Source organism: Samsonia erythrinae (assembly GCF_004342665.1).
In the GTDB taxonomy this organism is placed as follows: domain Bacteria; phylum Pseudomonadota; class Gammaproteobacteria; order Enterobacterales; family Enterobacteriaceae; genus Samsonia; species Samsonia erythrinae.
Genome location: NZ_SMBY01000003.1, coordinates 1 through 24,006 on the forward strand (window position 1 = coordinate 1; position 24,006 = coordinate 24,006).

The window sequence follows — 24,006 nt, forward strand, 5'->3', positions numbered from 1 at the left end:
GTTCTGCCGCAAGGGCTTTGAGTTTCTTCTCGTCCATATTCTGCCTGTCTCCGCTGTTGGAGTGAACATATCAAAAACAGGCAATTACACAATTTTAATTACAGTCTCAAAAGCCCCAGCATTTGCTGGGGCAATGATATTACGTAATTTTAAAACTCAGTTAAACATACGCCACACCCATAATTTCAACACCGGAGACTGGGGAAATTGATGGGAAATCTTCTTCACTTTGCATTTCATGAACATTATACAAATCAGACTCTGGCATCCAGTTTGTTCTGTCTTCATTAATTTTTACTATAACTTGCTCTACGAAAAGCTTTCCATCAATACTGAATGCGACATTGTATGTGTTCGCAATGACATCCAGCACCTCATCTATCGGTTGCTCACCTCCACCTACTCGGCCAAGTAAGGGCTGGTAGTCGTGCTTAAGCACTAAAGCCCCTTCATAATTCCCGCCCAAAGTCGTCTTAATCAGTCCTTTCATTTGCTCTTTCGTGATTAAGACCGTATTTTGACCTGATTCGTCTTTAGTGACTTCTAACATAATTGCCTCTCTTGGTTAGATTCATTGATTCGATGAAAATTTGTTGAGTTCCCTTATCCCTGCCAACTGGCTATTTGCTTGGTCCAGCGCAGTTAGCAGCGGGTCAATCCAGTAAACGGCCTGCGCATACGTCAGTCTGCAATCGGAGGTAATGGCACGAGTATCGGTTGTGTCAGCTCCACCGGAAGAGGCGTGCATTGCGTAGGCACGTAGACTGTGCGCGTAGCCGAGCAACCGATAAGCGACATCATCAGAAACGCACTCACGACCAGCTGGGCTACGTTTGATAATTGTCCTGTATTCAACCTGCTTTTCATTGGAATTCACTTTAATAATTGTGCCGTGTTGATTAGCGTTGCGTGCTATCTCGTTGTAGCGATGAAACTCAAACGACTGACGCGCAATGATGGCCTGCTGTGATGCGCTGATATCATCAGACTGTTTGCGACTTACTTCCGCAGCATCAGCATCCCAGCGCAGTCCCTGGACGTACCAACCGATCGCAATACCAGCCACCAGCGAAACGACCGTTAATTTCCAACTAGGGATAATGTTCATACCAGAGCACCGAGAGCGGCCTGATACTGCGCTAACAGGTCAGCCATTTATGTTCGTGCTGTCCATATCCAGCTCCGGGCAAACTGGCCCATATGTTTGAACATTTTCGTATGGCCTCTTTAATATCACCGCGCTCAATATCCGCCAGCGCCCGACGCTCGCGAATCAGCTGTATTGCCAGCCTACCCTGTGAGTTGGGGCTAAAATCCGGCAACCCCAGCAAATCTTTGTAATGCGGCCAATATCGATAAAGTGTTGGTAACGACCAGACGCAGTTGCTCTCTCTCTGCGTCGGTTAGCCAGCAAGAGCGATTATTTGATTAGCGCCGGAGTTAGAAAAAACAGTCCTGACGGGATGATAAACCCTGACAGCCTTACAAAAGGTTTTGTAAAAGCAAGAAAATCCACGGGCGTCATTTTGATGATAATCCGCCAACCTTTCATGAGATAAGGAGTCTTGCCGGCCGACTCTACGAAAAAGAGCGAGGGAAGGAGTTTGCCCAGAAACTACTCGGTCATAAATCAGCCAAAATGACTGATAAATATCTGGAAACAAGAGGGAAAGAATATACTTACCTGTAAAAGACCGGATATCGATTTTCGGGGGAATTTCGGGATTTTTCGGGATTTTTCGGGATTATTAAAATAAACTCGTTAAAAATCAACAAGTTAAAAAAGACCGAATACCATTCCTGTATCCGGTCTAGGGAAATGGCTCTTGGGAGAGAGCCGTGCGCTAAAAGTTGGCATTGATACAAGCTACACTAGCCTTGTCGCATTAAGCGTAGCCAACTCCCCCGCCTTTTCCAGCATTTCCCCATCGGAATTATCACAAATGGAACAGATTTCACACTTTAAGTTAACCCGATTGATGCAATTAGTTAACACGCTCATTTGAAGCGCGCGGCGTTACTCGCACAGCTGCTCTGCACGTTCGATGAAGGGTTTCAGGCTTTTTTTCTGTCCGGGATTATGGGGATCGTCCAACCAGATAACATCTATGGGCTGCGCATTCACCTGACCCGACTTCATTTGAGCAACCGCAACATCATTCAGCGGATACTGCATCAGCGTTCCGGTATGCAGAGCATAGAGCGCATTACCGGGACGACAAATCAGTTGCACTTCTTCCCGCGTGAAGGCCCAGCGATCGCCATATTCCAGTCGGCTGATTGTTGCCAGCTTAGCTGCGGCAAAGGCATTGACAGCAAGTGAGGTGAGCATCATTGATAACAAGACTTTCTTCATTAGGGTATTCCCGGTTAACGTATTCGGACGGTGACGCATGCGAATTTTTCAGTTGGCCCTCATCAGAAAAAGAACAGCGTCAAACCTTATAAAACAGAAGGTTGTATATCACTACTGTCGCGATCATAGCGGTAGAAGAAGATGAAGTCGAGCAGGAAAGCATCAACGCAGGCGCAGTGGGCCCAAAGGCTGTTTACAGGTGTAAATCGCGGGAGAAGGGAGATCTTATCCCGCGTAGTTTTGTGGATTCATCGGCAAAGAGTTCGATGACGGTCAGGCTGACGGTGCCACAGCAGACATTTTTTTCAGATCCTGATCGATAAAGAACAACCCGCTTTCATTGGTATTGACCAGCGCCAGCTTGTCCAGAATCGAACGGAACAGCTTCTCTTCTTCATGCTGTTCAGCAACGTACCATTGCAGGAAGTTAAACGTTGAATAGTCTTGTAGCGTCATCGCAACATGCGCCAGCTCATTAATTTTTGCGGTAATCAGTTGTTCATGTTCATAGGTCTGCCTGAAGACATCGGCCAGTGAGTCAAATTCAACCGGCGGTGCCGCAATTGCGCCCAATATCGGCATACTTCCGGTGTCGTCGAGATAATCAAACAGGCGCTGCATATGTTGCATTTCTTCCTGAGAATGTCCCTTCAGGAAACCCGATGCGCCTTCATAGCCTTTATCACCACACCATGCGCTCATTTGCAGATACAAATTCGCAGAATAAAACTCCAAATTAAGCTGTTCATTTAGCTTCTGAATCATTTCTTTTTTTAACATATTAACGTCCTATTTTCCCGGCAGGTGGAATTATTTAGAGGCATTATGCCTGAAAAAATAAAATAGAAAACACTTTATTAACATTGATGTGAAAATAAATTTAATAAAATAAAAACAACAAGTTAGACCCTTGTCAATGATATTTATTTTCATCTGAAAATAGCGTTCATCTATTATTGATAATCATTTTTATTATCAATAATAACGCCCGAAGATTTAATACCGTCGCGGTGTTCCTGAATTAAAAATGATTCCTATTCCGTAATGAGAATAATAGCCATCCATACAAATAGATGAACGCTTGCCATTTTCCTGCGGCTACTTTACCGTGGCACACATAAGTCTGTGACCAATTAGGCAGGAGAAAGCAGTATGGGACATAATCTGGCTGAATTGTCCAAAGAGGAGATGGATAAGGTTAACGTCGATTTGGCGGCGTCAGGCGTTGCCTTCAAAGAGCGTTACAATATGCCGGTCATTCCGGAAGCCATTGAGAGAGAACAGCCCGAACATCTGCGCGACTACTTTCGTGAACGTGTGATTTTTTATCGCCAACGCTCGCTACAGTTTTCTCGTTTACCCTACGAGCCTAAGATGAAATAACCTTCACCCTTCATTCCCGTGGAAGACGGGTACCCGTGGGAAGCGTCCTTTCCCACGGGTACCCGTCTTTACACGGCAAAAACGATTTTCCGCTTGCATATCGGTTCACACAGGAGGTTAATGAGGTGGCAACCTAACCTTTTATCAAGCGAGGCAAGATATGAGTAAAGGACTGGATAGCAAAAAGAACAGCAAGAAAAAACCGCAAAGAACGGCTGCCGAAAAACGGGCCGAGAAAAGAGCAAAGAAAACACAGGGTGATATTACCTAGGTATCAATAACCTAATATTGCTAACCCGGGGCTGACAACATCAGCCCGGTGTCATGCCGTCGGGTAAACCCCGCACAGGGTTTACCCGCATAATCACCACTTTTCGTTATTATTCACAATCTTCTCCCGCCATTGCCAGCACCATCAGCAGGAACGCATATTCCAGCGCAATATCATCATAACGTTTGAAGCGCCCGGATTTTCCACCGTGCCCGGCATCCATATCGGTGTACAGCAGCACCAGACGATCGTCCGTTTTAACTTCCCGCAATTTTGCTACCCACTTAGCTGGCTCCCAATACTGCACCTGAGAATCGTGCAGTCCGGTAGTCACCAATAAATGTGGGTAGCACTGAGCGGTAATACCGTCATAGGGGCTATAGCGTTTGATATAGTCATAGTAAATTTGCTCGTTTGGGTCGCCCCACTCGTCGTACTCTCCCGTCGTCAACGGGATCGACTCATCCAGCATTGTCGTCAATACATCGACAAAAGGAACCTGAGCCACAACGCCTTTAAACAGCTCGGGCGCCATGTTCACTACTGCGCCCATTAATAGTCCTCCCGCACTGCCCCCCATTGCGAACATGTTTTTCTTGTCGCCATAGCCGCGCGCTATCAATGCCTGAGATACATCGATGAAGTCCGTGAAGGAGTTCATTTTATTGAGTAATCGGCCAGCGTCATACCACGTTTGCCCCAGTTCCCCCCCGCCGCGAATATGCGCTATGGCAAAGACAAACCCTCTGTCCAGCAGGCTCAAACGGCTGACGCTGAAATCCGGATCCATACTGCTGCCGTAAGCTCCATAGCCATACACCAGTATCGGATTCTTACCCGGATTGAAATGCTCTCGGTGATACACCAGAGAGACAGGGACTTCAACTCCGTCTCGCGCCGTAATCCACAGACGCTCACTGCGGTAATTTTCCGGGGAAAAATCCTTCACTTCCGACTGCTTAAGTAACCGCTGCTCTCCCGTATCCAGATTTAGCTCATACAGCGTATTAGGCGTCGTCATTGAGGAATAGCCATAGCGCAGCAGTTCGGTTTCTGGCGTAGGGTTATAAGACAGCCACGTCACATAACTCTCATCGTTATAGGTAATGTTCTTTTCTTCCTGCGTCTGCCAATGGATCTGCCGCAGACGGGTCAAACCGCGTTCTCTTTCTTCAACCACCAGCCAATCACGGAAAAGTTCAAAGCTCTCCAGCACGCGATGCTCATGAGGCGCGATAAGTGTTTCCAGCGCTTGCTCATCGGGCTTATGCGAACGGTAGAGTCCAAAATTCTTCCCTTCCCGATTAGAGCGTAGATAAAACATGCCCTGATAGTGATCGAGGCCATACTCATGATCTTTCCGGCGTGGAATGCCTATCTGCGGCGCGGCATCTGGGGTTGCCGCGTCGAGCAATAACACCTCCGTCGTCGTGGTGCTACTGAGATAAATGGTAATATAGCGCTCTGACGTGGTTTTGCTGAGACTGACATAATAGGTGTCATCTTTCTCTTCATAGACCAGTTCATCCTGCGCCGGATCGCTACCCAGACGGTGACGATAGACCCGGTACGGCAATAGCGTTTGCTCATGTTTGCGCACGTAATACAGCACCGTCGAATCCGCCGACCATTCAACCCCCGCAGTCACATTTTCGATCGCATCCGGTAACCACTCGCCGCTGTTCAGATCGCGAAAACGGAGCGTGTACTGCCGGCGGGATAAAAAATCTTCCGAGAACGCCAACAGCCGATTGTTCGGGCTAACCTCAAGCGCGCCGAGACTGTAAAATTCATGCCCTTCCGCGCACTGATTCCCGTCCAGCAGCGTTTCCCATTCTTCTGTTGTCTCCTCAGGTTGACGCAGATAGATGGCATACTCTTTACCCGGTTCATAACGGCTTTGATAACGATACCCCTTTCTGACATAAGGCACCGACATATCGGTCGACGGGATTCGCCCGATCATTTCATCATACAGCGCACGTTTAGTAGATGCATCATAAGGCGCCATGACGGCTTCGCTATAGGCGTTTTCCTGCGCCAGATAGGCAAGCACCTGTGGATCGGTACGCGAGTCGTCACGCAGCCAGTAATAGTTGTCAATGCGCGTATCGTCATGTGTCCTTAGCGCGTGGGGCCTTTTTTCGGCTTGCGGTGCCTTCATTACGTCATATCTCGCTGTATGGGTATCAATTTTCCTTCGCTGAGAGTGGCATGATTACCCGGCAATGCCAAGACGCCCTCGCATCTCCTGCCGTGTTTTTGCGTACTGCTTTCCAATCCCTTTCCTCTTAATGCGCACGCAAACGTTTTCGTTTATACTGCGGCCATTTTTCACAACCCGATCAGGTGTAAGGTTATGTTAACGATTGGAACCGCCTTGCGTGCGGATGCCACACGAGTGATGCTGCTCGGCTCCGGCGAGTTAGGCAAAGAAGTGGCGATTGAGTGTCAGCGTCTTGGCCTTGAAGTGATTGCGGTCGATCGCTATGCCGATGCCCCTGCGATGCAGGTTGCGCATCGCAGCCATGTCATCAATATGTTGGATGGCGACGCACTGAAAGCGTTGGTTGAAGCCGAACGCCCTGACTACATCGTGCCGGAAATTGAAGCCATCGCCACCGATATGCTGGTGACGTTGGAAAAACAGGGACACCACGTTGTGCCCTGCGCCGAAGCCACACGCCTGACGATGAACCGTGAGGGGATCCGTCGTCTGGCGGCGGAAACACTCGGCGTTCCCACCTCCCGCTACCGTTTTGCCGACAGTGAAGCGCGCTTTCGTCAGGCTGTAGAGGAAATTGGCTATCCCTGCATTGTTAAGCCGGTCATGAGTTCATCCGGCAAAGGACAAAGCCTGATTCGTTCCGCTGAACAGTTAGATTCGGCGTGGCGCTACGCTCAACAGGGTGGACGTGCAGGCGGTGGACGCGTCATCGTCGAAGGGGTGGTCAGTTTTGATTTTGAGATCACCCTGCTGACCATCCAGGCGGTTGACGGCATCCACTTCTGTGCGCCAATCGGGCACCGGCAGGAAGACGGCGACTATCGTGAGTCCTGGCAACCGCAGCAGATGAGTGTGTTGGCGCAGGAGCGCGCGCAAAAGATAGCCGCCGATGTCGTGAAAGCACTCGGCGGTTATGGCCTGTTCGGCGTTGAACTGTTCGTCTGCGGCGATGAGGTGATTTTCAGTGAAGTCTCCCCTCGCCCGCACGACACCGGCATGGTGACGATGATTTCTCAGGATCTGTCCGAGTTTGCCCTGCACGTTCGCGCTTTCCTCGGGCTGCCCATTGGTGCGGTTCGTCAGTACGGCGCGTCGGCTTCCGCCGTGATCTTACCCGCGCTGGAGAGCAACAACGTGCGGTATCAGGGACTGGAAAGCACGCTACGCCCTCATACGCAGATTCGCCTGTTTGGCAAACCGGATATTGGCGGCAAGCGCCGGATGGGCGTCGCGTTAGCCAGTGCGGAAACCACGAGCGATGCCGTGGCCATCGCCAAACAGGTCGCTGCGGGTGTAAACGTCAGCGGCTGATAGGCTACTGCCGACTGGGTAAGATAAGACGTCACTGATGACGGACAGAACATCCACCATAAAAACACAAACGCGTTCTTCAATGTTGTGAAGCAACGCCCCGCAGGGTGACGGACAGGATGTTCGTCATAAAAAAGGCCACTCGTAGTGAGTGGCCTTCGTCATTCAGTCACGAGCATACTTAGGCGTTGGCACCGGCAACGGCTTCACGCGCCAGTTCCGTAATCCGCGCATAATCCCCGTTTTCCAGCGCATCGTTGGGCACCAGCCAGGAACCGCCCACGCATAGCACGCTCTTCAATGCCAGATAATCACGGTAGTTCTTCGGCGTAATGCCGCCGGTGGGACAAAAACGGATCTGCGCGAACGGACCGGCAATCGCCTGTAGCGCTTTTACGCCGCCGTTTGCTTCCGCAGGGAAGAATTTAAATTCACGCAGTCCGTAATCCATCCCCAGCATCAGTTCAGACACGGTGCTGATACCCGGAATCAACGGAATATCGCCCTCCGTCGCGGCTTTCAGCAACGGTTCGGTCAGGCCGGGGCTGATGGCGAACTGGGCACCGGCTTCAACGACCGCAGCCAGTTGCTCTGGGTTTGTTACCGTCCCCGCCCCCACGATGGCTTCCGGTACTTCTTTCGCAATCGCGCGGATGGCTTCGATGGCACAGTCGGTACGCAATGTCAGTTCCAGAACGCGAACGCCGCCCGCGACTAACGCTTTTGCCATCGGCACCGCGTGTTCCAGTTTGTTAACCACAATCACAGGAACAACGGGGCCTGTCGTCAAAATTTGTTCCGCGCTCGTTTTCCAGTTTTTCATCAAGAGTTATCTCCAGTCATGCCCGCAGGCATCATTAATTATATAGCGCGCCCCTGCCACAGGGATCTGCGTCGCCGCAGATGTCCGACCGCACCGTTAGCCATACATTAAAACGGTGAGATGCCGACGCTCCTCGGCACCTCCATTACGGATGTATTACCAAAAATTACTCAAACTCATTCCAGGAGCGACCATCGCGGGTGATCATCGCCACGGAGGCGACAGGCCCCCAGCTTCCAGCCTGATACGGTTTCGGGGAATCATTGTCCATCGCCCAAGCCTCCATGATAGAATCCACCCATTTCCAGGCCTCTTCGACTTCATCACGACGAACAAATAGCGCCTGAATCCCACGCATGGTTTCCAGCAGCAGACGCTCATAGGCATCCGCCAGGTGCTGCTGGTTAAAGGTTTCCGAGAAGCTCAGGTCCAGCTTCACCGTTTGCAGACGATGCTTGTGCTCCAGACCCGGTATTTTATTCAGAATCTGAATTTCCACGCCCTCATCCGGCTGTAGGCGAATGATCAGCTTGTTCTGTGGAAGCTGTTGATAAGAATCATTAAACAGGTTCAGCGCGGGCTTTTTAAAGTACACCACCACTTCCGAACATTTCGTCGGCAGGCGTTTGCCGGTACGCAGGTAGAACGGCACGCCGGACCAGCGCCAGTTATCGATATCGACGCGAATCGCCACAAACGTCTCCGTGCTACTGCTCTTGTTCGCGCCCTCTTCTTCCAGATAGCCCGGCACTTTATGCCCCTGAACGAAACCGGCAGTATATTGGCCGCGCACCGTCGTTTCATGCACGTTGGAACGATCAATGCGCCGCAGCGAGCGCAGTACCTTCACTTTTTCATCACGGATGCGATCGGTGGTTAAATCTGATGGCGGAGACATCGCAATCATGGTCAGAATCTGTAACAGATGATTCTGGATCATGTCGCGCATCTGGCCCGCTTTATCAAAATAGCCCCAGCGACCTTCAATCCCGACTTCTTCGGCGACCGTGATTTGCACATGATCGATGGTCCGGTTGTCCCAGTTTGAGGTAAATAGCGAATTGGCGAAGCGCAGTGCCAGCAGATTCAGAACCGTCTCTTTACCCAGATAGTGGTCGATACGATAAACCTGACACTCATTGAAATATTCCGCGACCTGATCGTTGATCACGCGAGAAGACGCGAGATCGGTACCTAACGGTTTTTCCATTACGACACGTGCAGGTTCTTTGTTCAGCCCGGCGGTGCCTAACCCTTTACAGATAGCGCCGAACGTGCTGGGCGGCATCGCAAAGTAATTGATCGTCGTGCGGTTTTTTTGATCCAGCATCTTACCGAGTCGACTGAAAGCCTTCGTATCGTCGACATCAAGATTACAGAAATCCAACCGATTGCTTAGCGTTTCCCACAATTTAGCGTCGATGTCTTCTTTCATAAAAGTGTCGAGCGCTTCGTGCACGACGCGGGTATATTCTTCTTTATCCCAATCCGCGCGGCCTACACCGATGATCTTGGTGTCCGGGTGGATGTGGCCTGCTTTTTCCAACTGATACAGGGAAGGCAGCAATTTACGGCGCGCCAAATCGCCTTTGGCACCGAAAATAACCAGATCGCACGCCTGGGCTGTTGAAGTTACCGCCATTATTCATCTCCTCATTGCAGGACGCTGTAATTTTATTACAGCGCTAATGTACTCTTTTTGACTACAACCCGTAAACCCGTCGTAAAATTGCCAAGCAATTGTCGGCATTGACGAAAATACGCCCGTAAGCCGCTCTGCGCCACGGCTGAAATCGCTGATGTCTGCGATTTTAAGCCCCATTTCCCATCGTTTTGACACTCAATCACTTTTCTGAAAGTTAGACACATGTCATGTTCTGGCAAAAAAAGACGGAAACTTCACGCAATGCCCTCTGCCAACCGCTACAGGGTCGTAGTATATTTTCATCATTAGTGTTTTTTCATCTAATGCGCGTCGGTTGTACCTTTCGTTGAAATTGGAAAATTTACATGGCCTTAGTCATATGAATATGCTGGAAAAAATCCAGAATCATTTGGAGCTTTTAAGCAAATCGGAAAGAAAGGTTGCTGAAGCAATCCTGAACACGCCGCAAACAGCCATTCACTCCAGCATCGCGACTCTGGCTAAAATGGCCGATGTCAGCGAGCCAACGGTTAACCGTTTCTGCCGTCGCCTCGACACCAAAGGTTTTCCTGATTTTAAACTACATTTGGCACAAAGTCTGGCAAACGGTACGCCCTATGTGAACCGTAACGTTGAGGAAGACGACAGCGTTGAGGCCTACACCAGCAAAATTTTTGAATCCGCGATGGCGGGTCTGGAGCAGGTAAAATCCAGTCTGGATATCGCTGCCGTCAACCGCGCCGTGGATTTGCTGACTCAGGCAAAGAAAATCTCCTTTTTTGGTTTAGGCGCCTCCGCCGCGGTAGCACACGACGCAATGAACAAATTTTTCCGTTTCAACGTCCCCGTTGTGTATTTTGATGACATCGTGATGCAACGCATGAGCTGCATGAATTCCGGCGATGGCGACGTTGTGGTCCTGATCTCCCATACCGGCAGAACCAAAAGTCTGGTCGATATGGCGCAGCTGGCGCGAGAAAACGATGCGACAGTCATCGCCATTACCTCGGACGGTACGCCGCTGGCTCGCGAAGCGTCTCTGGCGCTGCGACTCAATGTTCCCGAAGATACCGATATGTACATGCCTATGGTGTCCCGTCTCGCGCAATTGACGCTGATCGACGTGCTGGCGACAGGCTTCACCTTGCGCCGGGGAGAGAAATTCAGGGATAACCTCAAACGGGTCAAAGAGGCTTTGCGGGAATCGCGTTTTGATAAAGACGAGCGATTGATTAACCCTTTCAAATATGCCTGATGTTTAAATTTTTTTTGTTTTTAATCATGGCCCGGGCCGTTGGCACCAGCGGTTAGTGAGTAAATAGGGCAATGCCAATAGCCCTAAGTCATGGAAAGATGGCAGACATCACCAACAGAGATAGTATGATAATTAGATTCAACACGACGTTCGGATAACATAGGTGAAAGAGTTTTGTTGTAAAGTTACTTCTTCATCATCGTTGTTCGACGCTTAATCGCAACACCGCTGCTTCACTAGTGAACGGAGTTATACATGTCCAGACGGCTCAGAAGAACCAAGATTGTCACCACCCTGGGGCCCGCTACCGACCGCGATAACAATCTCGAAAAGATTATCAGTGCGGGCGCTAACGTAGTACGCATGAATTTTTCTCACGGCACAGCAGAAGACCACCTATTACGTGCCAACAAAGTTCGTGAAATTGCGGCGAGATTAGGCCGCCATGTTGCCATTCTTGGCGATCTACAGGGACCCAAAATTCGTGTATCTACCTTTAAAGAAGGTAAAATTTTCCTGAATATCGGCGATAAGTTTTTGCTGGACGCCAACCTGGCGAAAGGCGAAGGCGATAAAGAAAAAGTCGGGATCGATTATAAAGGCTTGCCGAGTGATGTGGTGCCCGGCGACATCCTGTTATTGGATGACGGTCGGGTGCAGTTAAAAGTCCTTCAGGTTGAAGGCATGAAAGTCTACACGGAGGTTACCGTCGGCGGGCCGTTGTCTAACAACAAAGGCATCAACAAGTTAGGTGGTGGCCTGTCTGCCGAAGCGCTAACGGAAAAAGACAAAGCCGACATCATCACTGCCGCCAAAATAGGCGTCGACTATCTGGCCGTGTCCTTCCCCCGTACCGGTGAAGATCTCAATTACGCGCGGCGCCTCGCACGCGATGCTGGCTGCCATGCCAAAATCGTCTCAAAGGTCGAGCGTGCTGAAGCCGTCAGCTCTGATGCCGCAATGGATGACATTATTCTGGCCTCCGATGTGGTCATGGTCGCCAGAGGCGATTTGGGCGTAGAGATCGGCGACCCTGAACTGGTCGGTATTCAGAAGAAACTGATCCGTCGCGCCCGTCAGCTTAACCGCGCGGTGATTACCGCTACGCAGATGATGGAGTCCATGATCACCAACCCGATGCCGACACGCGCCGAAGTGATGGACGTGGCCAACGCCGTGTTGGATGGCACCGATGCGGTGATGTTGTCGGCAGAAACCGCCGCCGGACAGTATCCGGCGGAAACCGTAGCCGCGATGGCGAAGGTGTGTTTAGGGGCGGAGAAGATCCCGAGCGTCAACGTATCGAAACACCGTCTTGAGGTACAGTTTGATAACACGGAAGAATCCATCGCCATGTCCGCGATGTATGCCGCGAATCACCTAAAAGGCGTCACCGCCCTGATCGCCATGACGGAATCGGGCCGTACCGCGCTGATGATGTCCCGTATCAGCTCCGGCCTGCCGATCTTCGCCATGTCCCGCCACGAGCATACGCTGAACCTGACAGCGCTATATCGCGGAGTCACCCCCGTATACATTGACAGCTATACGGATGGCATTGCCGCCGCCAACGATGCGGTGATCCTGCTGCGGGATAAAGGGTATCTGATGTCCGGGGATCTGGTTATTGTGACGCAGGGCGATGTCATGGGTACCATCGGTTCAACCAACACCATCCGCATCCTGCGAGTGGAGTAGTTTATTCCTCTAATCCGCTCACAGCCAACGTGACGAACGTTGAGTTGATAGCAAAAAGCCGGACGTGTTGTCCGGCTTTCTTATTTACGAATTTGCGCCGCTTGGCGCACAACGCGCTAAAAATACCAGGGATACCCTTTAGTTGCGATACAAATCGTCCCGGCAGTAAGGTTCAATCTCTCCCGGCTTACGGGTTTTTAACAGCTTCAGAATCCAGGTGTACTGTTCCGGGTTTGGCCGGACCAGAATCTCGACTTCCTCATTCATCCGCCGCGCAATGTATGCATCATCGGCATCCGCCAGATCGTCCATCGGGGGACGAATGAAGACATCCAGACAGCCCTCTTTCGCGTTATAGACCGGAAACAGCGGCACAATATCAGCACGGCATACTTTCATTAAACGCCCGACGGCCGGCAACGTAGCTTTGTAAGTTGCAAAAAAATCAACAAATTCGCTGTGTTCTGGTCCATGATCCTGATCGGGCAGATAATAGCCCCAGCATCCTGAGCGTACAGAACTGATAAACGGTTTAATCCCGTCGTTGCGCGCATGAATGTGACCACCAAAGCGACGACGTAGCCGATTCCACCAGTAGTCGACCAGCGCATTCTTTTGATTGTGGAACATCGCCGCCATGCGCTGCCCCCGCGAGGTCAACAGCATCGCCGGAATATCCACGCCCCACCCGTGCGGTACCAGAAAAATCACGTTTTTCTGCTGTTCCTGAATACGTTTCAGGATGTCTTCACCGTGCCAGCGAACATATTTTTCTATTTTTCGGGGATTCCGAATTCCCACTTCCACCATCATGATCATCGATTGGGGGGCCGTGGCGAACATATCGTCGATAATGGCTTCACGCTGTGCTTCCGTTAATTCCGGCATGCAATACAGCAGGTTGATGCGAGCACGGCGTCGCGCGCCTTTTGATAATTTGCCGACAAAACGCCCTAACCCACCCAGTACCGGGTTTCTTACCCGTGCGGGAATATAGGCGGCGAGCGCCATCACCCCAACGCCCAACCAAACACCCCAATAACGGGGATGAAAAAAAGCACGTTGAAACTGAGGAACAAATTCAGCGGTCGATTTTTTCTCTTTTTCCATGCCTAAGCTCTTAAAAACAATCAGTAAAAATAATCATCATCACCGGACAGCGTTTAACAACGCGCTGGTAACTGTGCAAAAAGATGTGTAACCAACCCACACGCAATTTGAAGTATGACGAGTATACAAATGAAAATGCCGGCAGCAAGCCACCGGCATAAAACAGACGATCACTTCCTACCCCAAATCATGCAGGTGGAGTGACAAAAAGTGGGCATCCAACCCGCTTCAGCGCTCCCCCGGAGAGCAAGTGCCATCAATTTCCGAGAATTTACCCGAGCGAATCTCTCGGAGTAAATCAGGTCCGCCAACGTCTTCGCGCCCGAAGCATGACAGGTAGGGTTAATCAAACGTCAACTGCGGTACGACCTGTTTAACCTGCGCCAGGAAATCACGACGATCTTTCCCCGTCAGACCATCGGAGCGCGGGAGCTTCGCCGTTAACGGGTTTACCGCCTGCTGGTTGACCCAAAATTCATAGTGCAGGTGCGGACCGGTTGAACGCCCCGTGTTGCCGGACAGTCCGATGCGATCGCCACGTTTTACCTTCTGCCCCGGCTTTACCAGAATGCGGTGCAGGTGCATATAGCGCGTGGTGTACTGGCGACCATGACGAATAGCGACATAGTTACCTGCGGCCCCGCTACGTTTGGCAATCACCACCTCACCGTCACCGACAGCCAGAACCGGCGAACCAACCGGCATGGCGAAGTCGACCCCACGGTGCGGCGCGACGCGCCCGGTAACCGGGTTCAAACGACGTGGATTAAAGTTTGAAGAAATGCGGAATTGCTTCATGGTGGGGAAGCGCATAAAACCACGCGCCAGACCAGAACCTTCGCGATCGTAGAACTTGCCGTCTTCTGCACGAATGGCATAATAATCTTTCCCGCCCGTGTTGAGGCGAACCCCCAGCAGCTCGCTCTGCTCGCTTTTACCCTCCAGCATTTCGCGAGACATCAGGACAGAAAAGGTGTCATCTTTACGTAACTTACGGAAATCCAACTGCCATTGCAGCGCTTTGATGACTTCACGTACTTCCGCATTACTCAAACCGGCGTTTTTCGCACTGCTGACAAAACTGCCCGTTACGCGTCCATTCAGAACGCTATTGCGCCATTCGCCCTTCAGCGTTTCAACGCGTTCTTTGAAGTCAGCCCCCACGCGCTCGTAAATACGCGTTTCTCGGCGGGACATCTGCCAGGTCAAACTTTTCAGTTCGCCGTTTTCGCCCAAAACCCACGAAATTTGCTGACCGATTTTCAGGTTGCGCAAATCTCTGTTTTGCTCAGCGAGCTGGGTAACATCTGCAATATCAATGCCATACTGCGTCAAAATGCTGCTTAACGTATCCCCGGTGGAAACCACATACTCATGGACGCCGCCTTCATCGGCAACCTTATCGTCCAGTTCATCTTGCGGGATGTCATCATCCGGGGTGGGTTGGTCTATCGGTTCGCTGGCTTCTGGCGACAACGTGCGCATCTGGTTAGCTTCCAGATCGATATCTTTCACGATAACGGGCGCATCATTCACGGGGGGATAAACAAAAGGCCGCCAAACGGCAACGGCCAGTGTGACAACAGTCAGTGACCCCAGCATGACGCGATGGGGTCTCGGTAAGCTGTTATACGCCAGAGCGATAGTTCGGACTATCTGCTGCACTTATTCGTATCCTCATGATTTTTCCTCCAGACAGCTCAAATACTGGTGGGATAGCTGCAACAAGAAGTTGGCATAACTATCTCTGCCCAGTGCAATATTGCTTCCCAATGGATCGAGCACACCCGAGCGCACGTCGGTTCCTTTGGCCAAAGCATTAATAACGGCTGGCCTGAATTGTGGTTCAGCAAAAACGCATACCGCTTTACGCTCAACCAACTGTGTTCGTATTTGATGTAAACGCTGCGCGCCAGGTTGGACTTCAGGGTTAATCGTAAAATATCCCAATGGACTTAACCCGTAGTGTTTCTCAAAGTAACCATAGGCATCATGAAACACAAAATAGCCCTTACCCCGCACAGGCTCTAGCATCTTAACAATTTTTTCATCTGCTTGCGCGATTTTATCCGTGAAATAAAGCAGATTCGCGTCTAGTTTGTCCTTATTTTGGGGCATAAGTTCCAATAATTTGGCGTGAATGGCGATCGCTGCCTGTTTTGTCATCGTCGGCGACAGCCAAATGTGCATATTATACTCACCGTGGTGATGCCCATCATCGTGTTCGTGGTCATCGACAGCGCCATCATGCTCGTGTGCATGCGCGTGTTCGTGTTCATGTTCGTGCTCATGACCCGCTTCTTTTTCCAGTTCGGATTTGACCGAAGGCAGCGCAGAAAGCATCAACTGTTTAGCTGATGAAACTTTTGTCAGCGGTTTCTCTAAGAACGTCTCCATTTCCGGCCCGACCCAAATCACCAGTTCGGCGGAGCGTAAACGCTGGACATCGGACGGACGCAAGGCATAATCGTGAGGCGAAAGGCCATCCGGCAAAAGCACCTCGGTTGGCGTCACGCCATCGGCAATCGCCGACGCAATAAAACCTAATGGGCGAATAGAGGTGACGATCGCCGCTGATACAATGCTGGCATACATCCCGCTCGCGAGTAGTATGCTGGCCACAAACGCACGTTTTATCCCTTTTTTATTCTGACTATATCTTTGCATAAAAGCCGCCCTATCGATTTTTAACACAATATTTGTTACATTATAACATTGCGAAGGTGATATAAACCGAATTCTATGTCCACATTAGTCTCGCTCAATCATATTTCAGTGGCATTCGGCAACCGAAAGGTCCTGTCTGATATTTGCCTTACCTTACAGGCAGGTCGGATTCTGACGCTGCTCGGGCCAAATGGCGCGGGGAAATCCACGCTGGTTCGCATAGTACTGGGTTTGCTTGCCCCAACGTCCGGCTCGGTCGTGCGGGAACCCGCGCTGCGCATCGGGTATGTCCCGCAAAAACTGCATCTGGATGCCACACTCCCCTTAACCGTCAGTCGTTTTATGCAGCTGCGTCCCGGTGTGAAAAAACAGGATATTTTACCTGCGCTCAAACGCGTGCAGGCCGCGCATCTGCGGGAACAGCCGATGCAGAAGCTTTCCGGTGGTGAGGCCCAGCGCGTTCTGCTCGCGCGTGCGTTACTCAGCCAGCCCCAGCTTTTGGTGCTGGACGAGCCGACCCAAGGGGTGGACGTCAACGGGCAGTTGGCACTGTACGATTTGATCAATCAACTGCGGCAGGAATTTCATTGCGCCGTGCTGATGGTATCGCACGACCTGCACTTAGTGATGGCAAAAACGGATGAAGTCCTCTGCCTGAATCAGCACGTGTGCTGCTCCGGCACCCCTGAGGTGGTGTCTCTTCATCCTGAATTTCTGGCGATGTTTGGTCAGCGGGGGGCAGAACAGCTGGCGATTTATCGTCACCATCACAATCATCGTCATGATTTGCACGGACGTATTATTCTGCAACGACAAGGTGGAAAGGACGCATGATCGAACTCCTGTTTCCCGGTTGGCTGGCGGGCATGTTACTGGCAATCGCGGCAGGCCCGCTGGGGTCTTTCGTCGTCTGGCGGCGAATGTCTTACTTTGGCGATACGCTGGCGCATGCTTCCCTACTGGGCGTCGCTTTCGGCCTGTTATTGAACATCAATCTGTTTTCCGCTGTCATCGTGGTCACACTCCTTCTGGCTCTGGGACTCGTCTGGCTGGAACGTCGCCCTTATCTGGCCGTGGACACGCTGCTCGGCATTATGGCGCACAGTGCCTTGTCGCTTGGGCTGGTTGTCGTCAGCCTCATGAATAATGTGCGCATCGATTTGATGGCCTACCTGTTTGGCGATTTGCTCTCCGTCACATCGGAAGACCTGTGGGTCATCGGAGCCGGCGTCATGGTGGTGATTGGCATGATGCGCTGGCAATGGCGTGCGCTGCTCTCCATGACAATCAGCCCGGAGCTGGCACACGTTGATGGCGTAAACCTACAGCGAACCAAACTGATTTTAATGCTGACCACGGCACTAACCATTGGCATCGCAATGAAGTTTGTCGGCGCATTAATCATTACCTCCTTGCTGATCATCCCCGCCGCCAGCGCCCGGCGCTTTGCCCGGACACCGGAGCAAATGGCAGGCTTTGCCATTCTTGTTGGCGCGATCGCAGTGACAGGCGGCCTGGCATTCTCCGCGCTCTATGATACGCCCGCAGGCCCTTCTGTGGTGCTATGCGCATCCCTACTGTTTATTTTCAGTCTGCTGCGAAAACAGCCTGCCTGAACCATCACGACAAAAAGAAAGCCCCGCTGAATAAGCATTTCAGCGGGGCCCGATCGTTTGACGCGCTGGCCATATTGACTATGCGGGTTATAACCGCTCACATGTTGCGCGGCATAGTCCGGAGGCAGAAAGCGAGACTATTCCTCACGCGTGATGCCAAAATGCCGGTAGGCATGCTGCGTTGCCATTCGTCCCCGCGGCGTTCGCTGGATGAACCCCTGCTGGATCAGAAACGGCTCCAGCACATCTTCTATGGTTTCACGCTCTTCGCCAATCGCTGCCGCTAAGTTATCAAGACCGACGGGGCCGCCCATGAATTTATCGATGATCGCCAACAAAAGTTTGCGATCCATGTAGTCAAAGCCTTCGGTATCCACCGCCAGCATGTCCAGCGCCTGCGTCGCCACGGCACCGGTAATCGCCCCTTCCGACTTCACTTCGGAGAAATCGCGCACTCGTCGCAATAACCGGTTGGCAATACGCGGCGTACCACGCGCGCGACGCGCCACTTCAAGGGCGCCATCCGATGTCAGATCCAACCCTAAGCATTGCGCGCTGCGGCTGACGATATACTGCAAATCCGCGACTTTATAAAACTCCAGACGCTGCACAATGCCGAAGCGATCGCGCAGCGGCGAGGTTAACGAACCAGCCCGCGTCGTCGCACCAATCAGCGTGAAAGGCGGTAAATCGAGTTTGATCGAACGGGCAGCTGGCCCTTCGCCGATCATAATATCCAACTGATAATCTTCCATCGCCGGATACAGCACTTCTTCCACAACAGGCGACAAACGGTGGATTTCATCGATAAATAGCACATCGTGAGGTTCGAGATTGGTCAGCAACGCGGCGAGATCGCCAGCCTTTTCCAGCACCGGTCCCGACGTTGTGCGCATGTTCACACCCATTTCATTGGCGACAATGTTCGCCAACGTTGTCTTACCCAAACCGGGGGGGCCGAAAATCAACAGATGATCCAGTGCGTCTCCGCGTTTACGGGCCGCCTGAATAAAAATTTCCATCTGCTCTCGCACCTGCGGCTGCCCCACATATTCCGTCAGCAGCTTGGGGCGGATTGCCCGGTCGATAAATTCTTCTTCGGGCACGGCATCAGCGGAAATCAAACGATCGGCTTCTATCATGAATACCTCACAGCGCCGCGCGCAGTGCATCCCTGATCAGGGTTTCACTGTCGGCATCAGGACGCGCGATCTTAGAAATCATGCGGCTGGCCTCCTGGGGTTTATAGCCCAGCGCTACCAGCGCCGCTGCGGCTTCCGTTTCTGGATCGCTGGCGCGATTTTCTGCAACAGCAGGCGATGGCGCAATATCACCGATCGGATTAAACAGATCGCCGCTCAATCCCTTGAAGCGATCTTTCATTTCTACCACCAGCCTTTCCGCCGTTTTCTTACCCACGCCAGGAAGTTTAACCAACGCGCCGATCTCTTCGCGTTCCACTGCGCTGACAAACTGCGTGGCGGACATGCCGGAAAGAATCGCCAGCGCCAGCTTTGGCCCGACGCCATTGACTTTGATCAGCTCACGGAACAGCGCTCTCTCCTGCTTATCATTAAAACCGAACAGCAGTTGCGCATCTTCACGAACAACAAAATGGGTGAAGATCACCGCTTCCTGATTGAGCTCAGGGAGTTCATAAAAGCACGTCATCGGCATATGGACTTCGTAACCCACGCCGTTAGCTTCTATCAGCACCTGCGGCGGCTGTTTTTCCAGGATAATGCCTCTGAGACGACCTATCACGTTGCGCTTCCTTTTATATAGGGAAAGAATGGCTTGAACTATGACGAGTATATAACATAAAAAAGGCTGGATGAATATCCAGCCTCCTGTTTCAGCGCCGTCGCCCCGCCAGTGGGCTCACTTTCGCGGCAGAGGTGAGCAACAGGTTCTGGCTGAAGTGACAATGGGTAATGGCGATCGCCAGCGCATCGGCGGCATCCGCCTGCGGACTGGCGGACAGCTTCAGCAGCGAACGAACCATATGCTGCACCTGCTTTTTGTCCGCCGCGCCCGTACCCACCACGGTTTGTTTCACTAGCCGCGCCGCATATTCAAACACGGGCAGCTCCTGATTCACCCCCGCGACGATAGCCACTCCGCGTGCCTGCCCCAGCTTCAGAGCCGAATCCGGGTTTTTTGCCATGAACACCTGTTCAATCGCCATACAGTCCGGACGAAATTGCGTAATGATCTCACTGACGCCAGCATAAATCAGCTTAAGACGCGTGGGCATATCATCCACCACGGTGCGGATACAGCCGCTACCCAGATAGGTCAGATGACGCCCTTGCTGACGGATAATGCCGTAGCCCGTCAGGCGCGAACCGGGGTCGATGCCTAATATGATTGTCATCACACCGCTCCGCCAGTTCGCCCGCGTGAATTGAGGTGTTTGCTTTGCATTCCCGATCTGCCGTTACAGCAGCTCAGCCACCTCATCGGAGATTTCGCCGTTATGGTAAACCTCCTGCACATCGTCGCAGTCTTCCAACATATCGATCAGACGCATCAGCTTCGGCGCCGTTTCCGCATCCATATCCGCCTTGGTGGATGGGATCATGGACACTTCTGCGGCTTCGGCTTTCAGACCGGCCGCATCCAACGCATCTTTCACTTCACCGAAGGTTTCCCACGGGGTGAAAACGTCGATCGCCCCATCGTCATAAGTCACGACGTCGTCCGCACCGGCTTCAAGCGCCGCATCCATTACCGTATCTTCATCCAGCCCCGGCGCATACGAAATCACGCCTTTCTTCGTGAACAGATAGGCGACCGAACCGTCTGTTCCGAGGTTACCGCCGCACTTGCTGAAGGCGTGACGCACTTCAGATACGGTACGGTTGCGGTTGTCACTCAGGCACTCAACCATAACCGCGGTACCGCCCGGGCCGTAACCTTCATAGATGATGGTTTCCATGTTGGCATCGTCGTCACCGCCGACACCACGGGCAATCGCGCGGTTCAGGGTATCGCGCGTCATGTTGTTGGACAGTGCTTTATCGACCGCTGCGCGCAGACGCGGGTTAGACCCGGGATCGCCGCCGCCCAGACGGGCCGCGGTGACCAGTTCGCGGATAATCTTGGTAAAAATCTTACCGCGTTTGGCGTCTTGCGCTGCTTTACGATGCTTTGTGTTAGCCCACTTACTATGACCTGCCATAAAAATCTCCGAAAAAAGCCTGTTCAGGCCGGATAAATAACAAATTCCTCAATCGCCTGCCGGTTGCTCCAGGACTTGGTAAGCTGTGCCGCATGGGACACATCCAGCCACTGGTAGGCAAGGTGCTCGGATAATTGCACCTCGCGTTCCGTCGGTAATGCCAGACAAAACCAGTGTTCGGTATTGTGTGTCACGCCCGGCGCATAGCGACGTCTTAAATGAGCGAACAGCTCAAATTCAATACAGCGCTGACAGTCAAAGAGCGTTAACGCTTCAGCCGCGATATCAATGTTAACTTCTTCTTTGACTTCACGCTGCGCGGCATACGGCGCACTTTCCCCTTCTTCTATACTGCCGGTGACCGACTGCCAGAATTCGGGATCGTCACGCCGCTGCAACATCAGCACCCGACCGGTGTCACGTGCGTAGATCACCACCAGAACCGAGACGGGTCGCTTATAGGCCATTTTATTCGTTCTCGGCTTTGCCATCCTGAGCCGATTTCCCTTTCCCGACGACGGCGATAGCAAGTTCTTCCAGCGAGGCCGGATTGGCGAAGCTCGGCGCTTCCGTCATCAGGCAGGCCGCCGCCGTTGTTTTCGGGAAGGCGATAACGTCACGAATGTTATCCGTGCCCGTCAGCAACATCACCAGACGATCAAGGCCAAAAGCCAGGCCGGCATGAGGCGGCGTCCCGAATTTCAACGCATCCAGCAGGAAACCGAACTTCTCGCGCTGCTCTTGTTCCGTAATGCCCAAAATGCTGAACACGGTTTGCTGCATTTCGCCATTGTGAATACGCACGGAACCCCCGCCGACTTCGTAACCGTTGATCACCATGTCATAGGCGTTGGCGATAGCGGAAACGGGATTGGCCGCCAGTTCAGTAGGCAACATATCACGCGGTGCGGTGAACGGATGGTGCATCGCGGCCAGACCGCCTTCGTCATCTTCCTCAAACATCGGGAAATCAACGACCCATAGTGGTTCCCAGCTATCGTCTTTCGTCAGGTTTAAGTCACGCCCCAGTTTGAGACGCAGCGCGCCCAGCGCATCAGTGACCACTTTCGCGCTGTCCGCGCCAAAGAACAGGATGTCGCCATCCTGCGCTGCGGTACGATCCAACAGCGCAGACAGATTCTCTTCATTCAGGAATTTCGCTACCGGGCTTTGAACCCCTTCCAGCCCCTTGGCACGTTCGTTGACCTTGATGTAAGCCAGACCTTTCGCGCCGTAAATTTCGATAAATTTGCCGTATTCATCAATCTGCTTACGGCTCAACTGTGCGCCGCCCGGTACGCGGATAGCGGCAACACGCCCTTTCGCGTCATTTGCCGGGCCGGAGAAGACTTTAAAGTCGATGTTTTTAACCAGATCGGCGGCATCGACCAGTTCCAGCGGGTTACGTAAATCCGGCTTATCGGAACCGAAACGGCGCATCGCTTCCGCGAACGTCATGGTCGGGAAATCTCCCAGATCGACGCCTTTTATCTCCTGCCATAATTCACGCACCAGTTTTTCCATCACTTCACGCACCTGCGGCGCAGTCATGAAAGAGGTTTCCACATCGATCTGGGTAAATTCCGGCTGCCTGTCGGCACGCAAGTCTTCGTCACGGAAGCACTTGACGATCTGATAGTAACGGTCGAACCCGGACATCATCAGCAACTGTTTGAACAGCTGCGGCGACTGCGGCAGCGCATAAAACTTGCCTTTATGCACACGGCTCGGCACCAGATAGTCGCGCGCGCCTTCCGGCGTCGCTTTCGTCAACATCGGCGTTTCGATATCCAGAAAACCGTGATCGTCCATAAAGCGGCGGACAAAACTGGTGATGCGCGCGCGTGCTTTCAGGCGCTGTGCCATTTCCGGCCTGCGCAAATCCAGATAACGGAATTTGAGACGCGCTTCTTCGGTGTTGGTTTGGTTGGAATCCAGCGGCAACGCTTCAGAGCGGTTAATGATCGTCAAGGCGCTGGCGAAAACTTCCACTTCCCCGGTCGTCATATCTTTGTTGACCTGGCTTTCCGGACGCGCGCGCACCACGCCGGTAAGTTGAATACAGAACTCATTACGCAGCTCGGACGCCAGCGTAAAGGCCTCCTGACGATCCGGGTCAAAAAAGACCTGAACCAGCCCTTCCCGGTCACGCATATCAATAAAAATCAAACCACCCAGATCGCGGCGGCGGTTAACCCAACCGCATAATGTCACTTCCTGGCCCACATGGGACGAATTCAACTGCCCGCAATAATTAGTACGCATCACGATGTCCTTTTACTCATCCGCCAGCTCACACGTTTCACGGGTAGCAGCGCAAAAACAGTGGCATTTTCGCTAAGCGGGATGGTTTTTCTGGATTACTGTCCGGTGAAAAAAGGCGACTATTATAAAGGATATTCGCCCGAACGATAAGCATGAAGGTAACGCGCTGCGTCGCAGTCGCCTACTCTTTTTGCG

Annotated in this window: 22 protein-coding genes and 2 pseudogenes; 7 read left to right on the forward strand and 17 right to left on the reverse strand. The window is 52.1% G+C overall.

Features of this window, described 5'->3' with window-relative positions; genetic code table 11:
* Positions 1-160: 160 nt before the first annotated feature.
* From EDC54_RS06570 to EDC54_RS06580, 3 genes and pseudogenes are all read right to left on the reverse strand, one after another.
* Positions 161-550, reverse strand: a complete 390-nt coding sequence (locus EDC54_RS06570; protein ID WP_132454471.1) for a hypothetical protein — start codon at positions 548-550, stop codon at positions 161-163.
* Between the two features lie 21 nt (positions 551-571).
* Entirely contained in the window at positions 572-1,108 is a 537-nt protein-coding gene (locus EDC54_RS06575) for a hypothetical protein (RefSeq protein ID WP_132454473.1), read from the reverse strand.
* A 31-nt stretch (positions 1,109-1,139) separates the two neighbouring features.
* Positions 1,140-1,405: pseudogene (locus tag EDC54_RS06580) on the reverse strand (glycoside hydrolase family 24 protein); the annotation flags it as partial.
* Between EDC54_RS06580 and EDC54_RS17940 the strand changes: the two are divergent.
* Positions 1,401-1,690: pseudogene (locus tag EDC54_RS17940) on the forward strand (tyrosine-type recombinase/integrase); the annotation flags it as partial. The pseudogenes EDC54_RS06580 and EDC54_RS17940 overlap by 5 nt on opposite strands.
* 327 nt (positions 1,691-2,017) lie before the next feature.
* Here the strand turns inward: EDC54_RS17940 and EDC54_RS06590 are convergent.
* On the reverse strand, positions 2,018-2,356 hold the full coding sequence (locus EDC54_RS06590) for a YebY family protein (RefSeq protein ID WP_132454475.1): 339 nt from the start codon (positions 2,354-2,356) through the stop codon (positions 2,018-2,020).
* A 273-nt stretch (positions 2,357-2,629) separates the two neighbouring features.
* On the reverse strand, positions 2,630-3,136 hold the full coding sequence (ftnA, locus tag EDC54_RS06595) for a non-heme ferritin (protein WP_132454477.1): 507 nt from the start codon (positions 3,134-3,136) through the stop codon (positions 2,630-2,632).
* Positions 3,137-3,508: 372 nt separating this feature from the next.
* On the opposite strand from ftnA, the gene EDC54_RS06600 reads away from it, so the two are divergent.
* Positions 3,509-3,739 (forward strand): DNA polymerase III subunit theta, encoded by a 231-nt coding sequence (locus EDC54_RS06600; protein ID WP_132454479.1) that lies wholly within the window; start codon positions 3,509-3,511, stop codon positions 3,737-3,739.
* A gap of 380 nt (positions 3,740-4,119) precedes the next feature.
* On the opposite strand, the gene EDC54_RS06605 is transcribed toward EDC54_RS06600, so the two are convergent.
* Positions 4,120-6,174, reverse strand: a complete 2,055-nt coding sequence (locus tag EDC54_RS06605) for a S9 family peptidase (protein ID WP_132454481.1) — start codon at positions 6,172-6,174, stop codon at positions 4,120-4,122.
* Between the two features lie 195 nt (positions 6,175-6,369).
* On the opposite strand from EDC54_RS06605, the gene purT reads away from it, so the two are divergent.
* Positions 6,370-7,548: a formate-dependent phosphoribosylglycinamide formyltransferase gene (gene purT / locus EDC54_RS06610; protein WP_132454483.1), complete on the forward strand. Its 1,179-nt coding sequence runs from the start codon at positions 6,370-6,372 to the stop codon at positions 7,546-7,548.
* Between the two features lie 181 nt (positions 7,549-7,729).
* Here purT and EDC54_RS06615 read toward each other — a convergent pair whose 3' ends face one another.
* The gene (locus tag EDC54_RS06615; RefSeq protein ID WP_132454485.1) at positions 7,730-8,371 is read right to left on the reverse strand and encodes a bifunctional 4-hydroxy-2-oxoglutarate aldolase/2-dehydro-3-deoxy-phosphogluconate aldolase; all 642 of its coding nucleotides are present in this window, start codon (positions 8,369-8,371) and stop codon (positions 7,730-7,732) included.
* Positions 8,372-8,537: 166 nt separating this feature from the next.
* Positions 8,538-10,013, reverse strand: a complete 1,476-nt coding sequence (zwf, locus tag EDC54_RS06620) for a glucose-6-phosphate dehydrogenase (RefSeq protein WP_132454487.1) — start codon at positions 10,011-10,013, stop codon at positions 8,538-8,540.
* Between the two features lie 382 nt (positions 10,014-10,395).
* Here zwf and EDC54_RS06625 point away from each other — a divergent pair, with 382 nt between their 5' ends.
* Together EDC54_RS06625 and pyk are read left to right on the forward strand one after the other, a co-directional pair.
* Complete coding sequence (locus EDC54_RS06625; RefSeq protein WP_132454489.1) at positions 10,396-11,271, forward strand: MurR/RpiR family transcriptional regulator; 876 nt, start codon at positions 10,396-10,398, stop codon at positions 11,269-11,271.
* Between the two features lie 255 nt (positions 11,272-11,526).
* Positions 11,527-12,969, forward strand: coding sequence for a pyruvate kinase (gene pyk, locus EDC54_RS06630; RefSeq protein ID WP_132454491.1), 1,443 nt, complete (start codon positions 11,527-11,529; stop codon positions 12,967-12,969).
* A 138-nt stretch (positions 12,970-13,107) separates the two neighbouring features.
* Here the strand turns inward: pyk and lpxM are convergent, their stop codons facing one another.
* From lpxM to znuA, 3 genes are all read right to left on the reverse strand, one after another.
* On the reverse strand, positions 13,108-14,079 hold the full coding sequence (gene lpxM / locus EDC54_RS06635) for a lauroyl-Kdo(2)-lipid IV(A) myristoyltransferase (RefSeq protein ID WP_132454493.1): 972 nt from the start codon (positions 14,077-14,079) through the stop codon (positions 13,108-13,110).
* Between the two features lie 342 nt (positions 14,080-14,421).
* Positions 14,422-15,744, reverse strand: a complete 1,323-nt coding sequence (gene mepM / locus EDC54_RS06640; RefSeq protein WP_132454495.1) for a murein DD-endopeptidase MepM — start codon at positions 15,742-15,744, stop codon at positions 14,422-14,424.
* Positions 15,745-15,756: 12 nt separating this feature from the next.
* On the reverse strand, positions 15,757-16,746 hold the full coding sequence (znuA, locus tag EDC54_RS06645) for a zinc ABC transporter substrate-binding protein ZnuA (RefSeq protein ID WP_132455122.1): 990 nt from the start codon (positions 16,744-16,746) through the stop codon (positions 15,757-15,759).
* Between the two features lie 75 nt (positions 16,747-16,821).
* Between znuA and znuC the strand changes: the two genes are divergently transcribed.
* Positions 16,822-17,580 (forward strand): zinc ABC transporter ATP-binding protein ZnuC, encoded by a 759-nt coding sequence (znuC, locus tag EDC54_RS06650; RefSeq protein ID WP_132454497.1) that lies wholly within the window; start codon positions 16,822-16,824, stop codon positions 17,578-17,580.
* On the forward strand, positions 17,577-18,362 hold the full coding sequence (znuB, locus tag EDC54_RS06655) for a zinc ABC transporter permease subunit ZnuB (RefSeq protein WP_132454499.1): 786 nt from the start codon (positions 17,577-17,579) through the stop codon (positions 18,360-18,362). The genes znuC and znuB overlap by 4 nt, the downstream gene beginning before the upstream one ends.
* A gap of 137 nt (positions 18,363-18,499) precedes the next feature.
* Here the strand turns inward: znuB and ruvB are convergent, their stop codons facing one another.
* The 6 genes from ruvB to aspS form a co-directional block, all read right to left on the reverse strand.
* Positions 18,500-19,504, reverse strand: coding sequence for a Holliday junction branch migration DNA helicase RuvB (ruvB, locus tag EDC54_RS06660; protein WP_132454501.1), 1,005 nt, complete (start codon positions 19,502-19,504; stop codon positions 18,500-18,502).
* Positions 19,505-19,511: 7 nt separating this feature from the next.
* Positions 19,512-20,126: a Holliday junction branch migration protein RuvA gene (gene ruvA, locus EDC54_RS06665; protein WP_132454503.1), complete on the reverse strand. Its 615-nt coding sequence runs from the start codon at positions 20,124-20,126 to the stop codon at positions 19,512-19,514.
* Positions 20,127-20,217: 91 nt separating this feature from the next.
* The gene (gene ruvC / locus EDC54_RS06670) at positions 20,218-20,739 is read right to left on the reverse strand and encodes a crossover junction endodeoxyribonuclease RuvC (RefSeq protein WP_132454505.1); all 522 of its coding nucleotides are present in this window, start codon (positions 20,737-20,739) and stop codon (positions 20,218-20,220) included.
* 63 nt (positions 20,740-20,802) lie between these two features.
* Positions 20,803-21,546, reverse strand: a complete 744-nt coding sequence (locus EDC54_RS06675; protein ID WP_132454507.1) for a YebC/PmpR family DNA-binding transcriptional regulator — start codon at positions 21,544-21,546, stop codon at positions 20,803-20,805.
* A 23-nt stretch (positions 21,547-21,569) separates the two neighbouring features.
* Positions 21,570-22,013 carry a dihydroneopterin triphosphate diphosphatase gene (gene nudB, locus EDC54_RS06680; RefSeq protein WP_132455124.1) on the reverse strand — a complete coding sequence of 148 codons (444 nt, stop codon included), beginning with the start codon at positions 22,011-22,013 and terminating at the stop codon, positions 21,570-21,572.
* Position 22,014: 1 nt separating this feature from the next.
* Complete coding sequence (gene aspS / locus EDC54_RS06685; protein ID WP_132454509.1) at positions 22,015-23,811, reverse strand: aspartate--tRNA ligase; 1,797 nt, start codon at positions 23,809-23,811, stop codon at positions 22,015-22,017.
* Positions 23,812-24,006: the final 195 nt, after the last annotated feature.